The sequence below is a fragment of the Pseudomonas sp. 65/3-MNA-CIBAN-0223 genome (assembly GCF_040310425.1).
Taxonomy (GTDB): Bacteria; Pseudomonadota; Gammaproteobacteria; order Pseudomonadales; family Pseudomonadaceae; genus Aquipseudomonas; species Aquipseudomonas gregormendelii.
On the sequence record NZ_JBEOPV010000006.1, the window covers coordinates 98,827 to 114,343 of the forward strand.

Sequence of the window (15,517 nt, forward strand, 5' to 3'; positions counted from 1 at the left end):
TGGCTGATGATTTCAAAAAGGCTTGTCGAAAGTGATTTTCGGTTCTTTCCACGGCCCCTTGACGGTGTACTTGACGCTGGCGAAACGCGCCACGCGGTCGCCGATCAACTTGTCAATCAGGAACAGCGCGCCGCCGATGGCCGGTGCGCCGACAATCAGCGCGGCAATTGGCAGGTTATTGGTCACCGGCAAGGTCACCAGCAACTTGGCATCAACCTTGTCGCCCACCAGGTCCAGGGTGCCGTTCAACTCGATGTTGCTCGATGGGCCAGTCATCAGGATCGGCTCGCGGGTGACGAAGACCCCGTCACTTGCGACCAGCAGTCCCTTGACCCGATCGTAGCTCAAGCCTTTGCCGAACAGGTCGGAAAAGTCCAGGCGCAGGCGACGGCCGATGGAGTTGAAGTTCAGCAGGCCAAATACCCGCAACGCCTGGGCGCCGCCATCAACTTCGACGAACTGGCCTTTGTTCAGCGACGCATCGAGGGTGCCGGAGAAGCGCTTGGTGGCCAGCCAGGCTGGCGAACCAGGCCAGCGACCGTCGACGTCCATGTGAAAGTTTTCACTGGTGACACTCGGCGCGAATCCCCAACCCTTCAGTACGTCGGCGAGATTCTTGCCGCTGATCCGACCCTTGTACCAGCTGCTCGATGCGCCCGGTGTGCCTTCCCAGCCACCGCTGCCCTGCAGCAGGATGCCCTTGAGGCCCAGGTCCAGGGTGTTGAGGGCAATGCCTTTGGCTGTGGGGCGGACCTTCAGCGACCAGGCGCCAACCAGGTCCTTGCCCTGGAACAGCTGGTTGATCGTGACATCCAGCGCCGGAATCTTTGTCGGGTCCACGGTGGCCAGCGGGTCCGGCGAGTTCTCATCGGCGAGGACCGTCGGATCGGGCGCTGGCAACTTCACGTACTGCAGGTTGATGGCAATCGGCGCACCTTTGGCGTCAGGGATCGCGACCGTGCCCTTGACCTGCTGGCTGTCGAGCTGCAAAGCCCACGAGGCCGGCCTGCGGTTCAACTGCACCGATGCCTGATCCAGCGTCGTGCCCATGGCGGTGAGTTTGCCGATCTTCAGGTCGGCGCTGCTGAGCAACTGCTTGGCACTGCCGCCAGGATCCTTGCCGGCATATTTGTCTGCCAGGTCCTTCCAGGGCCCGACGTCCAGTTCCGATAGCGAACCGCGCACTCGCAGGCCCTTGGCACCCGGCACGACGGCCTGACCGCCACCCAGCAGCAGTTCGCCACGACCTTCGGCGAAATTGCTGACGGGCGCTTCATAGGTGAAGTTCGCCAGCTCGCCGTAATTGACCCAGTAACGCCGATCCTCACCCTGCAGGGTCATGCGGAACGTGGTGTCGCGCCCCACATTCGCCGCCATGCCAAACGGCGCAGGCAGATCGATGGCAACGCCCTTGAGGTTGGAGCTGACCAGTAACTGGCTGTCGGCTCCGCCAAGGTTGAGTTGCAGTTGATAGGGAATCACACCGGTGACCGGCAACGGCTGGGTCACGCTCAACCAGTCAGTGAGTTTTTTCACCTCGACCTGGCCCGCCGCCATCACCCGGGTTTTGAGATTGCCGGCACTGCCATCGGCAAAGATCTGCGCGGAGACCGGCTTATCAAAGGCCCGTGCCGTGATATTCTGACCGCTAAGGCCCTTGGTGCTGTCGAAACGGAAATCACCCTTGAGCTGGGTCAATTCCAGCGCCGGCTCGCTCAATTTCAGGCGCGCCTTGGCGGTCTTGAAGTCGACCAGGATTTTCGGCAGCTCGCCCTTGGCCAGCGGAATATCCAGCTTCAGCTTGCCCTGCAGGTCGCCCTCGCCTTCCCAGCCGGCAAAGGTCTGCGCGGTACCGATCGGCGCGGTCTGGAGAATTTTCAGGCCATCGCCCAGCCCCCCGGCAAAAGCGCCGTCGAGCAGCAAGTGACTGCTTTTGCCGGCAGCCGCATGGGGAATTTCGACGTAGATATCGCGAACCTGGGTGTCGAGCAACTGCCCTTTGCTGGCAAGAATCCGCACCCCGCTGTCCTCGATGAACACATCGCCACTGACCTTGCTGACATGCGGCCAGCCTGGCTGGAAGGCCAGTTCTGCGTCATGAACCTTGAAGAACAGGCTGATGCTGCGATCGGCTTCTGCAGCGCCGTGGGCCAGCGAGCCCTGGTACTGGAAGAAACCTTCGTCTACCGCGCCCCTGAGAATCGCGGTGCGCAGCCATTCGTCCAGCGCCGGGCTCAATACCGTCGGCAGGTACTTGGCAGTGTATTTACCATCACCGTCCACCAGGCCGACCCGCAGGTCCATGTAGTCTTCCTGGGAATGATCGAAATGCAGGCGGATCAGGAAGTCGCCGGCAATCTTGCCCTCCTCGCCCAACACCTTCAGGTAGGGCGCGGTCAGGGTGAAGGCTTCTTTATCAATTTTCCAGGTCAGCTTGGCGTTGGCCTGGAGGTACTGCCAGGGCTTGGCGAAGATCGGGTCCAGGTGCAGGGAAAAGTCCTTGCTGTCCATGCGCAACTCGCCCTGCCCCAGGTCGCCACTGATACTGCCACTGACATTTCGCGCCGCCGGTGCACCGTGATAGGCATTGAAGCCTACCCGGTCGAGGTTGGCGGCAAAGCTGATTTTGCTGTCGTCCGTGGCCGCTGGCCGGAAGTCGAGCAGTACATTACGCAGGCTACCCGTCACTTTAAGTCGCTCGACCGCCGTGGCGACCCCTTCAGGCAAGGGGCCCAGCGCATTCAACAGCGGCGTGAGCGGCGTAAGGTCGAGGCGATCGGCCTGCAGGTGCCACAGTTCCGGGGTGTTATCACTGGCCCCGCTCTGCTTGAGTTGCAGGCGCGATTCCCAACGGGTTTCGCCGAAGTTCATGGCCAAGGAGTCGAGTGTGACCAGCGCACCCGCGGCGTCACGCTGGAAATAGGCGTTGAGTGCCAGGTTGCTGATCTGGATCGGCTTGCGCTCGGCGTAGGCACCTTTGATTTGCGGCGCATTCAGACGCACGGCCGCGCTCTGCAGCGCGCCCTTGCTCCAGTTTACCCACAGCTCGCCGCCGGCCTTGATCTCGGTGAAATTCCAGTGCTGGGTCAGACGCTCCGGCAGCCACTTCGACCAGTCACTTTGCGGCAGGCTGAGATAGGCGTCCGCTGCACCGTTCTTCCAGTCGCTGGCCTGCAGCCGAGTGCGCAGACTCAGGGCCAATGGCTGGCCATCCGGCAATGTCAGCCGGGCATCGAGCCGCTGTCGGGTGCTGCCGGTCTTGAGGCTCATGCCGACATACGTCAGGGTGAGCGGCACATGATCCAGCGGCTGCAAGGTCACCTGGCTATCAAGGACCGAAAGCTGCTGGACCATCTGCATGCGGTTGAGCAGTTGTTCAGGGTCCAGCGGCTGATCCTGCTGGACGGGCAATCCTTCCAGAGCCCAATGGCCATCCTCGCCTTCCTTGAGGCTGATCTTCAGGCCGTTGAGTTCGAGATGGGCCAGGCGTACTTCGCGGGCCAGCAGGCTGGCCCAGATATCCGGCACCGCGCGCACCTGGTCCAGGCGCAGAGCGTTTGCCCCTTCGCCGAGCATCACGTCATGGGCCAGCAGGATCGGCGCAAAACCGCTCCAGTTACCTTCCAGTTCACCGATGTGCAGCGGCATACCCAACGCAGTGCTGGCCTTGGCCTCGACCTCGGCCCGGTATTCGGCCACCAGCGGCGTCAGTTCCCGCCCAAGGCTGACGTAGAGCGCCATCAGCACCAAAGCCAACGCGCACAGGCCCAGACCCCAGCGGGTCAGTGCGGCCAAAATGCGTGTCAGACGGTCCATGTCAGTTGGCTCCCATGGCGTTAAAACTGCAGAAAGCTGAGGCCAGCTGTTCCAGGTGATTGACGACGTAAGGGTTCAGAGCAGCACCACGTCGTATTGTTCCTGTGAATACATGGTTTCCACCTGAAACCGGATGGTGCGGCCGATAAATCCTTCGAGTTCGGCGACATTGCCGGACTCCTCATCCAGCAGGCGGTCGACAACTTTCTGGTTCGCCAATACACGATAGCCTTCGGCCTGATAGGCGCGAGCCTCCCGCAGGATTTCCCGGAAAATTTCATAGCAGACGGTTTCCGGCGTCTTCAGCTTGCCCCGGCCCTGGCAGCTGCTGCAAGGTTCGCACAGCACCTGTTCGAGACTTTCACGGGTACGCTTGCGGGTCATCTGCACCAGGCCCAGCTCGGTGATGCCGATGATGTTGGTCTTGGCGTGGTCGCGCTCCAGCTGTTTTTCGAGGGTACGCAGGACCTGGCGCTGGTGCTCTTCGTCTTCCATGTCGATGAAGTCGATGATGATAATCCCGCCCAGGTTGCGCAGGCGCAGTTGACGAGCGATAGCGGTGGCCGCTTCCAGGTTGGTCTTGAAGATGGTTTCTTCGAGGTTGCGATGCCCGACAAAAGCCCCGGTGTTGACGTCGATGGTGCTCATGGCTTCCGCCGGATCGACCACCAGGTAACCACCGGATTTTAGCGGGACCTTGCGCTCGAGGGCCTTCTGGATTTCATCTTCGACGCCGTACAGGTCGAAAATCGGCCGTTCACCCGGGTAGTGCTCCAGGCGATCAGCAATTTCCGGCATCAATTCAGCGACGAACTGCGTGGTTTTCTGGAAAGTTTCCCGAGAGTCGATGCGGATTTTTTCGATCTTCGGGCTGACCAGGTCGCGCAAGGTGCGCAGCGCCAGGCCGAGGTCTTCGTAGATCACGCTCGGCGCGCCGATGGTCTTGATCTGCTCGTTGATCTGATCCCAGAGCCTGCGCAGGTAACGGATGTCCATGAGGATTTCATCGGCACCGGCACCTTCTGCAGCCGTGCGCAGAATGAAGCCGCCCGCTTCCTTGATCCCTTCCCTGGCCACGCAGTCGGTGACTACCTGCTTGAGCCGTTCACGCTCGCCTTCGTCTTCGATTTTCAGGGAGATGCCGACATGTGCCGTACGCGGCATGTACACCAGGTATCGCGACGGAATCGACAGCTGGGTGGTCAGGCGTGCGCCTTTGGAGCCGATCGGGTCCTTGGTGACCTGCACCACCAGGCTTTGGCCTTCGTGAACCAGTGCGCTGATGCTCTCAACCGCAGGCCCTTCGCGCAGGGAAATCTCCGAGGCATGGATGAACGCTGCCCGATCAAGGCCGATGTCGACAAAAGCCGCCTGCATCCCCGGCAATACCCGAACGACCTTGCCCTTGTAGATGTTGCCGACAATCCCGCGCTTCTGCGTGCGCTCGACGTGAACCTCTTGCAGAACACCGTTTTCAACCACCGCCACGCGCGATTCCATCGGCGTGATGTTGATCAGGATCTCTTCACTCATGGCAGGGTCTCGTTCAGGCATTTTCACGATAATGGCCGCATCTTGTCAGTACGACGCTCAGAGCGCGTTAAGGGTTTGCCAACAGGGTATGCCGAAATGGCCCAGCAGTTCTGCGGTTTCGCACAGTGGCAAGCCAACCACCGCCGAGTAGCTGCCATCCAGCCCCGCCACGAACACCGCGCCGAGCCCCTGGATGCCATAACCGCCGGCCTTGTCACGGGGTTCGCCGCTGGCCCAGTAGGCCGCCGCTTCTGGCGCTTCAATGCGGCGAAAACGTACCAGGCTACGGATCACCCGGGATTCGCAACGCGCGCCATCCAGCACGGCGATACCTGTCAGAACTTCATGCTCGCGACCGGACAACATCATAAGCATGGCGCATGCGTCAGCTTCGTCCACCGGCTTGCCAAGAATTTTCCCGTCCAGCACTACGGCGGTGTCGGCACCCAGCACGCAATAATCTGCGGCGCACACGACAGCATCACGCCCGGCCTCGGCCTTGCCTCGCGCCAGGCGCTCGACGTAGGCCGAAGGGGATTCGTCATTCAAGGGGGTTTCATCGATGTCCGCACTGATGGCGGAAAACGGCACGCCAATCTGCGTGAGCAACTCACGCCGACGTGGCGAGCCTGAGGCGAGAAATAGCTGTTTCATCACGACATCTCCCTGTCCAGTACACCCGTGCGGGCAAATGCCTGACCGATTTAGTTGATCTTGTAGCGTCGACGCAGCCCGCGCAAACCGTAGCTGATCCACGGCCACAGCAGGGCACTGACCAGAGCGGGCAATACCAGCGCCAGTGTCGGCTGGCGATTACCGGTGAGGGCGCTGAGCCATAGCTGAACCAGTTGGGCCAGGCCGAAGATCACCAGGATCACCAGGCTCTGCTGCCACATAGGGAACATCCGCAGGCGTTGTTGCAGCGACAGCACCAGGAAGGTGATGAGCGTGAGAATCAAGGCGTTCTGGCCCAGCAGCGTGCCATAGAGCACGTCCTCGGCCAGACCCAGGCACCATGCGGTGACCATGCCGACTTTCTGCGGCATCGCCAGTGCCCAGAAGGCCAGCAGCAATGCCAGCCACAATGGGCGCAGGATTTCCATGAACTGCGGCAGCGGTGAGACGCTGAGCAGCATGCCGATGGCGAAGGTCAGCCAGACGATCCAGCCGTTTCGGGATGCAGTCGTACCGACCATTATTCTCGTCCCCCAGTGTTAGCCGGTGCAGAGACAGGCGGTTTGGCAGCAGGCCTGGTGACCGGCGGCTTTGTCACCACAGGCTTGACCGGGGTCGTGGCGGCAGGCGCCACCGGCGCGACGACCGCCGGCACAGCGGGAGCCGCAGGCGCAGCTGCTGCTGCTGCTGCTGCTGCTGCTGCCGGGACTATGGCGGGTTTGGGCACCGTGGCAGGAATCATCGGGCCGCCACCGTACTGGTCCAGGGTTTCCTGGGCCTGGGCCGCTTCATTGGCACGCTCTTCGGCCGTGCGCCCGTCGCTGAACACCAGCAGCAGGTAACGGCTGCGGTTCAATGCGGCGGTGGGCACGGCGCGAACGATGGCAAATGGCTGGCCGGAGTCATGGATTACTTCCTTGACCGTCGCCACCGGGTAACCGGCCGGGAACCGCTGACCCAAGCCGGAACTGACCAGCAGGTCGCCTTCCTTGATGTCGGCCGTATCGGCTACATGGCGCAGTTCCAGGCGTTCCGGGTTACCGGTGCCGCTGGCGATTGCGCGCAGGCCGTTGCGATTGACCTGCACCGGAATGCTGTGGGTGGTATCGGTCAGCAGCAACACGCGGGAGGTATAGGGCATCAACTCGACGACCTGCCCCATCAGGCCACGGGCATCAAGTACCGGCTGGCCGAGGACCACGCCATCGCGCTCACCCTTGTTGATGATGATGCGATGGGTGAAGGGATTGGGGTCCATGCCGATCAACTCGGCCACTTCGACTTTTTCGTTGACCAGGGCCGAGGAGTTAAGCAACTCGCGCAGCCGAACGTTCTGCTCGGTCAGGGCGGCAAGCTTTTGCATGCGCCCCTGCAGCAGCAGGTTTTCGGTCTTGAGTTTTTCGTTTTCGGCGACCAGTTCGGTGCGGCTGCCAAACTGACTGGCCACACCCTGCCATAACCGCTGCGGCAGGTCGGTGATCCAGTAGGACTGCATCAGCACCAGCGACATTTGGCTACGCACTGGCTTGAGCAGTGTGAAGCGGGCATCGACCACCATCAGTGCGACCGATAGCACGACCAGCACCAACAAGCGCACGCCCAGTGAAGGCCCTTTGGTGAAAAGCGGTTTAATAAGCCGCTCCTCCCAGGCAAATGTTTTGTTTATTCATACGGCAGACCGGCCTGGATGCAGACTGACAGAAGATAAACGCCAACAGGCAGCACTGCAAAGTGCTGCCTGTGCGCTCAACAGCATAGATGCAACCCCGCGACTTATTCGCTGGAGAGCAGGTCCATGGTGTGTTTATCCATCATTTCCAATGCACGGCCACCGCCGCGAGCAACGCAGGTCAACGGGTCTTCGGCAACGATCACCGGCAGGCCGGTTTCCTGAGCCAGCAACTTGTCGAGGTCACGCAGCAGGGCGCCACCACCGGTCAGCACCAGGCCACGCTCGGCGATGTCGGAAGCCAGTTCCGGAGGCGATTGCTCCAGTGCGCTTTTCACTGCCTGAACGATGGTAGCCAAGGACTCTTGCAGAGCTTCCAGCACTTCGTTGGAGTTCAGGGTGAAAGCACGTGGCACGCCTTCAGCCAGGTTGCGACCGCGAACATCGACTTCGCGAACTTCGCCGCCCGGGTAGGCCGTACCGATTTCCTGCTTGATGCGCTCGGCGGTGGATTCGCCGATCAGGCTGCCGTAGTTGCGACGCACGTAGGTGATGATCGCTTCGTCGAAGCGGTCGCCGCCAACCCGTACGGATTCGGCATAGACCACACCGTTCAGGGAGATCAGCGCGATTTCAGTGGTACCGCCACCGATGTCGACCACCATCGAACCGCGAGCTTCCTCTACCGGCAGGCCGGCGCCGATCGCAGCAGCCATCGGCTCTTCGATCAGGAACACTTCACGGGCACCGGCACCCAGGGCCGATTCACGGATGGCACGACGCTCAACCTGGGTGGATTTGCATGGAACGCAGATCAGCACTCGCGGGCTAGGCTGCAGAAAGCTGTTTTCATGAACCTTGTTGATGAAGTACTGCAGCATCTTTTCGCAGACGCTGAAGTCGGCGATTACGCCGTCTTTCATCGGACGAATGGCAGCAATATTTCCTGGAGTACGGCCGAGCATACGCTTGGCCTCGGTGCCGACGGCCACGACACTTTTCTGGTTACCGTGTGTCCGAATGGCCACAACCGATGGCTCATTCAGAACGATTCCGCGCTCGCGCACGTAAATAAGGGTGTTGGCAGTGCCCAGGTCAATGGAAAGATCGCTGGAAAACATGCCACGCAGTTTCTTGAACATGGGGAAAGGACCCTAGGCAACGCGTGGGTAAAAAAGTGCGGCAAACTCTAACAACGACAGGGATTTTGGGCAAGGCGCCAATATGTTAAATTGGCCGCTTTTCTGTGCACCAACCCCCACAATCGCGGCCTTATGACCGTAGAAATGCGGTAGTGTTCCGACAATCTAACACACGGACGCCGTCCGTTCTGTTTTCCACTGGAGATTCCCATGGCGCTTGAACGCTCCGACGTGGAAAAAATCGCTCATCTGGCCTGCCTTGGCCTCAATGATGCCGATCTTCCACACATCACTTCGGCCCTGAACAGCATTCTCGGGCTGGTCGACGAAATGCAGGCGGTCAATACCGACGGTATCGAGCCGCTCGCCCACCCACTGGAAGCCAGCCAGCGCCTGCGCGCGGACGTCGTGACCGAGACCGATCATCGCGAGGCCTACCAGTCCATCGCACCAGCGGTCGAAAACGGCCTGTACCTGGTTCCGAAAGTCATCGACTAAAGGGAAAGAGCCTGCAATGCATCAAATGACTCTGGCCGAGATCGCCCGCGGACTCGCCGACAAAAAGTTTTCTTCCGAAGAGCTGACCAAGGTCCTGCTGGCGCGTATCGCCCAGCTCGATCCACAGCTCAACAGCTTCATCAGCCTCACCGAGGACCTCGCGCTGCAGCAGGCCAAAGCCGCTGACGCCCGCCGGGCCAATGGTGAGAGCGGCGCCCTGCTCGGCGCGCCGATCGCCCACAAGGACCTGTTCTGCACCCAGGGCATCCGCACCAGCTGCGGCTCGAAGATGCTCGACAACTTCAAGGCGCCGTACGATGCCACCGTGGTTGCCAAGCTGGCCGCTGCCGGGGCCGTGACCCTGGGCAAGACCAACATGGACGAATTCGCCATGGGGTCGGCCAACGAGTCGAGCTACTACGGCGCGGTGAAAAACCCGTGGAACCTGGAACACGTACCGGGCGGTTCGTCCGGTGGTTCAGCTGCGGCTGTTGCCGCACGCCTGCTGCCGGCCGCCACCGCGACCGACACCGGCGGCTCCATTCGTCAGCCGGCCGCGTTTACCAACCTCACAGGCCTTAAACCGACGTACGGTCGTGTTTCGCGCTGGGGCATGATCGCTTACGCCTCCAGTCTCGATCAGGGCGGTCCGCTGGCGCGCACCGCCGAAGACTGCGCGATCCTGCTGCAAGGCATGGCCGGTTTCGATGCCAATGACTCCACCAGCATCGACGAGCCCGTGCCGGATTACAGCGCCAGCCTCAACAGCTCGCTGCAAGGGCTGCGCATCGGCGTGCCGAAGGAATACTTCAGCGCCGGTCTGGACCCGCGGATCGCCGAGCTGATCCACAACAGCATCAAGGCGCTGGAAAAGCTCGGTGCCGTGATCAAGGAAATCAGCCTGCCGAACATGCAGCACGCGATTCCTGCGTACTACGTGATCGCCCCGGCAGAAGCCTCCTCCAACCTGTCGCGTTTCGACGGGGTACGTTTCGGCTATCGCTGCGAAGAACCGAAAAACCTGATCGACCTGTACAAGCGTTCCCGCGGTGAAGGTTTCGGCCCGGAAGTGCAGCGCCGCATCATGGTCGGCGCCTACGCGCTGTCGGCCGGCTACTACGACGCCTATTACCTGAAGGCGCAGAAGATCCGCCGCCTGGTGAAAAACGACTTCATGGCCGCCTTCAACGAGGTCGACATCATCCTCGGTCCAACCACCCCGAACCCGGCCTGGAAGCTCGGCGCCAAGAACAGTGACCCGGTCGCTGCCTACCTGGAAGACGTCTACACCATCACCGCCAACCTCGCCGGCTTGCCGGGCTTGTCCATGCCGGCCGGTTTCGTCGATGGCCTGCCGGTGGGCGTGCAACTGCTTGCCCCGTATTTCCAGGAAGGCCGCTTGCTCAACGTTGCGCACCAGTATCAGCTGAACACTGACTGGCACACCCGCACCCCAACCGGCTTCTGAGGAGAAACACATGCAATGGGAAGTCGTGATCGGGCTGGAGATTCATACCCAGCTCACCACCCGGTCGAAAATTTTTTCCGGTAGCTCCACCACTTTCGGTTCCGAGCCGAACACCCAGGCCAGCCTGGTTGACCTCGGCATGCCTGGCGTCCTGCCGGTACTGAACCAGGAAGCGGTGCGCATGGCGGTGATGTTTGGCCTGGCCATCGATGCCGAAATCGGCCAGCACAACGTGTTCGCCCGTAAAAACTACTTCTATCCGGACCTGCCCAAGGGCTACCAGATCAGCCAGATGGAACTGCCGATTGTCGGCAAGGGCCACCTGGACATCGCCCTGGAAGACGGCACGGTCAAGCGCGTCGGCATCACCCGGGCGCACCTGGAAGAAGACGCCGGTAAAAGCCTGCACGAAGAGTTCAATGGCGCCACCGGTATCGACCTGAACCGCGCCGGCACGCCGCTGCTGGAAATCGTTTCCGAGCCGGACATGCGCAGTGCCAAGGAAGCCGTGGCTTACGTCAAGGCTGTCCACGCACTGGTGCGTTACCTGGGCATCTGCGATGGCAACATGGCCGAAGGTTCGCTGCGTTGCGACTGCAACGTGTCGATCCGTCCGAAGGGCCAGGCCGAGTTCGGCACGCGCTGCGAAATCAAGAACGTCAACTCGTTCCGTTTCATCGAGAAGGCGATCAACACCGAAGTGCAGCGTCAGATCGAGCTGATCGAAGACGGCGGCAAAGTGATCCAGCAGACCCGCCTGTACGATCCTAACAAGGACGAAACCCGTCCGATGCGCAGCAAGGAGGAAGCCAACGACTACCGTTACTTCCCGGATCCGGACCTGCTGCCAGTGGTCATCGAGGACTCGTTCCTCGACGACGTGCGCACGACCCTGCCGGAATTGCCGCCGCAGAAGCGCGAGCGTTTCCAGGAGCAGTTCGGTCTGTCGGTCTACGACGCCAGCGTCCTGGCCACCAGTCGCGAACAAGCCGATTACTTCGAGAAAGTCGTGAGCATCAGCGGCGACGCCAAGCTGGCGGCCAACTGGGTGATGGTTGAGCTGGGCAGCCTGTTGAACAAGCAGGGCGTGGACATTGACCAGTCGCCGGTCTCGGCCGAGCAACTGGGCGGGATGCTGCTGCGCATCAAGGACAACACCATCTCCGGCAAGATCGCCAAGGTGGTCTTTGAAGCCATGGCCAACGGTGAAGGCAGCGCTGACGAGATCATCGACAAGCGCGGCCTCAAGCAAGTGACCGACACCGGTGCGATCGCGGCGGTGCTGGACGAGATGCTCGCGGCCAACGCCGAGCAGGTCGAACAATACCGCGCGGCAGACGAAGCCAAACGCGGCAAGATGTTCGGCTTCTTCGTCGGCCAGGCCATGAAAGCCTCCAAAGGCAAGGCCAACCCGCAACAGGTCAACGAACTGCTGAAAAGCAAGCTCGAAGGCTGATGAGAATGGAGCCAGCCTTCAAATCTGGCTCGACTCCTTGTGGGAGCCCGCCTGCTGGCGATAGCGGTCTGACATTCACCCTATCCGTGTCTGACACTCCGCAATCGCCAGCAGGCTGGCTCCCACATTTGTTTTCGGGAAACCTTGAATGAAGCGTCTACTCGGCCTTTGCGCCCTGCTCTCTCTGTTGGCCGGTTGCGCCAGCAACGACATCATCGATCCACACGGCTACGACAAAACCGGCACGGCTTCGTATTACGGCGCCAAACACCAAGGTAAACGCACCGCCAGTGGCGAGCGTTTCAACAAGAATTCCCTGACCGCAGCCCATCGCCAACTACCCTTCGGTACGCGGGTGAAGGTCACCAACCTGAGCAACGACAAGTCTTGCGTGGTCCGCATCAATGACCGCGGGCCGCACACCCGTGGGCGACTGATTGACCTTTCCCACGAGGCTGCCGCACGCCTGGGCATGCTCAGAAGCGGGACCGCCCGGGTGCGTGTGCAAGCCCTCGACGACTGACAGCTGGAGCGCCGACCATCTTCGGACTTGCAGATTTGCCCCTGATCAACGTGATTGAATTGCTCAGCGGCCTGGTTCTACTGATCGCCGGCGCCGAGCTGATGGTGCGGGCCGCCGTACGCCTGGCCGCACGCCTGCACGTGCGGCCGCTGATCATCGGCCTGACCATCGTCGCCCTCGGCAGCAGCGCACCACAAATGGCCATCAGCCTGCAGGCGACCCTGGCACAGAACGTCGACATCGCGGTGGGCAGCGTCATCGGCAGCAGCATTTTCAACATCCTGGTAACGCTTGGCCTGTCGGCGCTGATTATCCCGCTGCGGGTGTCCCGGCAGGTGGTGCGCCTGGATATTCCACTGATGATCGGCGCCAGCCTGCTGGTGTTCATACTCGCCTGGAATGAAGAACTGACCCGCTTCGACGGCATGGTGCTGCTGGCCGCGCTGGTGTTGTACCTGGGCCTGTTGTTGCGCCAGTCGCGCCACTCGACGCGGCCGCCATCTCACGATGAAACTCGCCAGGCGCCCTGGTTCAGCAGCCTGCTGATGATCGTCGCCGGCCTGGGGATGCTGGTGTATGCCGGCCACTTGCTACTGGGCGCTGCGGTCGCGGTCGCGACTGATCTTGGGCTTTCGGAACGGATCATCGGCCTGACCATAGTGGCCATCAGCACTTCCCTGCCGGAATTGGCCACCTCGTTGATTGCGGCCTTGCGCGGCCAGCGTGAAATTGCCGTGGGCAACGTCATTGGCAGCAACCTTTTCAACCTGCTGGGCGTGCTCGGCGTCACGGCGCTGATTGCTCCGACGCCCTTGTCGGTCTCGCCCAACGCCCTGGATTTCGACCTGCCGGTGATGCTCGGCGTCGCCGCGCTGTGCCTGCCAATCTTCTACTCCGGTTACCGGGTGACGCGTGCCGAAGGCCTGGTTTTCCTGGGGCTGTACCTGGCCTACGGCCTGCATGTGGTGTCCTTCACCACCGGCATGCCGCTGGCCGGCAAGCTTGAACACCTGATGCTGTTTTTCGTCCTGCCGGCCCTGGGGGCGTTTGTGCTGCTTACGTCACTGCTCGCCTGGCGTCGCCAACACCACAAAAAGGAAGTGCCATGACCGATAATAAAAAACCCGGCGTTGAAGTGCGTCGGCAAGTGATGGGCGATGCTTTCGTCGATCGCGCACTGGGCAATGCCACCGATTTTACCCAGCCGCTGCAGGACTTCGTCAACGAGCACGCATGGGGCAGCGTATGGAATCGCGAGGGCCTGCCGCTGAAAACCCGCAGCCTGATCACCCTTGCCGCGCTGACCGCACTCAAGTGTCCGCAGGAATTGAAGGGGCACGTGCGCGGGGCGCTGAACAATGGCTGCACAGTGGAAGAGATTCGCGAGGCGCTGTTGCATTGTGCGGTGTATGCAGGAGTACCGGCGGCCATCGATGCGTTCAGGGCGGCGCAGGAAGTGATTGATACTTACCAGAAGCCGGAATGATTATTCGAAAGTTGTGGTGACAGGTCTGCCGCCATCGCGAGCAGGCTCGCTCCCACAGGGGAATGCATTCCAAATGTGGGAGCGAGCCTGCTCGTGATGAGGCCCTGGAGAACGCCGCAACCCCCTGGGCTAAATCCACCCGCCCCACTGCAACAAAAAGATCCCGACATTGGTGGTCACCGCCGCCATCAACGTGGTGATGACAATGATCGCTGCCGCCAGCTCATGGTTGCCATTGGCCTGGCGAGCCATGACAAAACTGGCTGCAGCGGTCGGGCTGCCGAAGTACAGGAACAAAATCCCCAGTTCCGCCCCGCGAAACCCCCACAGCCACGCGCCCAGCGTCGCCAGTACCGGCAGGCCGATCATCTTGACCAGGCTGGAACTGAGCGCCATCGAGCCACTTTTTCGCATCGCTGCCAGCGAAAGGGTGCCGCCAATGCAGATCAGGGCCAGGGGCAAAGTGGTCTGCGCCAGGTACTGCCCGGAGGTTTCCAGCCAGCCCGGCAGGCCGATCTTGAAATAGGCAAAGGGTGCCGCTGCAATCACGCTGATGATCAACGGGTTGATCATCACGCTCTTGAAGATACTCCAGGGGTCGGACTTGATCACCGGGCTGTACACCGCCAGGACGATAGTCGAGAGGGTGTTGTAGAACAGGATCACCAGCGCCGCGAGAATCGCCCCAAGGGAAATCCCGTAGTCGCCGTACATGCTCGCCGCCAGCGCCAGGCCGATCACCCCGTTGTTACCGCGGAATGCGCCCTGGGTGTAGATCCCGCGATCTTCCCGCGGACATTTCCAGATCGCCCAGCCCCAGGCGATGGCGAAACACACCAGGGTCGCCACCGAGAAATAGATCAGCAGTTCCGGTTGCAGGGCGGCATGCAGGTCGGCATGCAGGATGCCCAGGAACAGCAGCGCCGGCATGGTGACGTTGAACACCAGGGCCGATGCGGTGTGGATAAAGTTGTCGTTGATCCAGTCGATGCGTTTGAGCAGCACACCCAGAAACAGCATGGCAAACACCGGGGCGGTGATGTTCAGGGTTTCGAGGAAGATCGCCAGCATGCCGGAATTAACCTTGGGTAAGCGTCGTTAGGTGGCTAATGATAAGCCACCCGGGACGTTGGCGTCTGGTAGACCGCTATCGCTGGCAAGCCAGCTCCCACAGATTCGTCGTGTTCATACGTTTTATGCAACGCAGAAATCCCTGTGGGGGCTGGCTTGCCAGCGATGCAGGCGACGCGG

13 protein-coding genes are annotated in these 15,517 nt (G+C 61.2%); 6 read left to right on the forward strand and 7 right to left on the reverse strand.

The annotated features are described in order from the left end of the window. Positions 1 to 12 precede the first annotated feature (12 nt). The 6 genes from AAEZ09_RS08650 to mreB all read right to left on the reverse strand — a co-directional run bounded on the left by AAEZ09_RS08650 (position 13) and on the right by mreB (position 8,835). Positions 13 to 3,816: a YhdP family protein gene (locus AAEZ09_RS08650; protein ID WP_350599048.1), complete on the reverse strand. Its 3,804-nt coding sequence runs from the start codon at positions 3,814 to 3,816 to the stop codon at positions 13 to 15. Between the two features lie 75 nt (positions 3,817 to 3,891). Next, positions 3,892 to 5,349 (reverse strand): ribonuclease G, encoded by a 1,458-nt coding sequence (gene rng, locus AAEZ09_RS08655; RefSeq protein WP_045061469.1) that lies wholly within the window; start codon positions 5,347 to 5,349, stop codon positions 3,892 to 3,894. 57 nt (positions 5,350 to 5,406) lie between these two features. Beyond that, entirely contained in the window at positions 5,407 to 6,003 is a 597-nt protein-coding gene (locus AAEZ09_RS08660) for a Maf family protein (protein WP_045061470.1), read from the reverse strand. A gap of 50 nt (positions 6,004 to 6,053) precedes the next feature. Then, positions 6,054 to 6,545, reverse strand: coding sequence for a rod shape-determining protein MreD (gene mreD / locus AAEZ09_RS08665; RefSeq protein WP_045061471.1), 492 nt, complete (start codon positions 6,543 to 6,545; stop codon positions 6,054 to 6,056). Continuing rightward, a complete protein-coding gene (mreC, locus tag AAEZ09_RS08670) occupies positions 6,545 to 7,657 on the reverse strand; it encodes a rod shape-determining protein MreC (protein WP_350599257.1) in 1,113 nt (370 codons plus the stop codon). The genes mreD and mreC overlap by 1 nt, the downstream gene beginning before the upstream one ends. Positions 7,658 to 7,797: 140 nt before the next feature. After that, positions 7,798 to 8,835 (reverse strand): rod shape-determining protein MreB, encoded by a 1,038-nt coding sequence (mreB, locus tag AAEZ09_RS08675; protein WP_002555108.1) that lies wholly within the window; start codon positions 8,833 to 8,835, stop codon positions 7,798 to 7,800. Between the two features lie 210 nt (positions 8,836 to 9,045). Between mreB and gatC the strand changes: the two genes are divergently transcribed. The 6 genes from gatC (at position 9,046) to AAEZ09_RS08705 (ending at position 14,266) form a co-directional block, all read left to right on the forward strand. Next, positions 9,046 to 9,333 carry an Asp-tRNA(Asn)/Glu-tRNA(Gln) amidotransferase subunit GatC gene (gene gatC, locus AAEZ09_RS08680; RefSeq protein WP_045061473.1) on the forward strand — a complete coding sequence of 96 codons (288 nt, stop codon included), beginning with the start codon at positions 9,046 to 9,048 and terminating at the stop codon, positions 9,331 to 9,333. Positions 9,334 to 9,349: 16 nt separating this feature from the next. Then, on the forward strand, positions 9,350 to 10,801 hold the full coding sequence (gatA, locus tag AAEZ09_RS08685) for an Asp-tRNA(Asn)/Glu-tRNA(Gln) amidotransferase subunit GatA (RefSeq protein WP_350599051.1): 1,452 nt from the start codon (positions 9,350 to 9,352) through the stop codon (positions 10,799 to 10,801). 10 nt (positions 10,802 to 10,811) lie between these two features. After that, entirely contained in the window at positions 10,812 to 12,257 is a 1,446-nt protein-coding gene (gene gatB / locus AAEZ09_RS08690) for an Asp-tRNA(Asn)/Glu-tRNA(Gln) amidotransferase subunit GatB (protein WP_350599054.1), read from the forward strand. A 148-nt stretch (positions 12,258 to 12,405) separates the two neighbouring features. Continuing rightward, complete coding sequence (locus AAEZ09_RS08695) at positions 12,406 to 12,780, forward strand: septal ring lytic transglycosylase RlpA family protein (protein ID WP_045061476.1); 375 nt, start codon at positions 12,406 to 12,408, stop codon at positions 12,778 to 12,780. Between the two features lie 50 nt (positions 12,781 to 12,830). Next, positions 12,831 to 13,889 (forward strand): calcium/sodium antiporter, encoded by a 1,059-nt coding sequence (locus tag AAEZ09_RS08700; RefSeq protein WP_350599258.1) that lies wholly within the window; start codon positions 12,831 to 12,833, stop codon positions 13,887 to 13,889. Continuing rightward, entirely contained in the window at positions 13,886 to 14,266 is a 381-nt protein-coding gene (locus tag AAEZ09_RS08705) for a carboxymuconolactone decarboxylase family protein (RefSeq protein ID WP_045061477.1), read from the forward strand. Before AAEZ09_RS08700 ends, AAEZ09_RS08705 begins: the two co-directional genes overlap by 4 nt. 129 nt (positions 14,267 to 14,395) lie before the next feature. On the opposite strand, the gene AAEZ09_RS08710 is transcribed toward AAEZ09_RS08705, so the two are convergent. Next, positions 14,396 to 15,337: an AEC family transporter gene (locus AAEZ09_RS08710; RefSeq protein WP_045061478.1), complete on the reverse strand. Its 942-nt coding sequence runs from the start codon at positions 15,335 to 15,337 to the stop codon at positions 14,396 to 14,398. Positions 15,338 to 15,517: the final 180 nt, after the last annotated feature.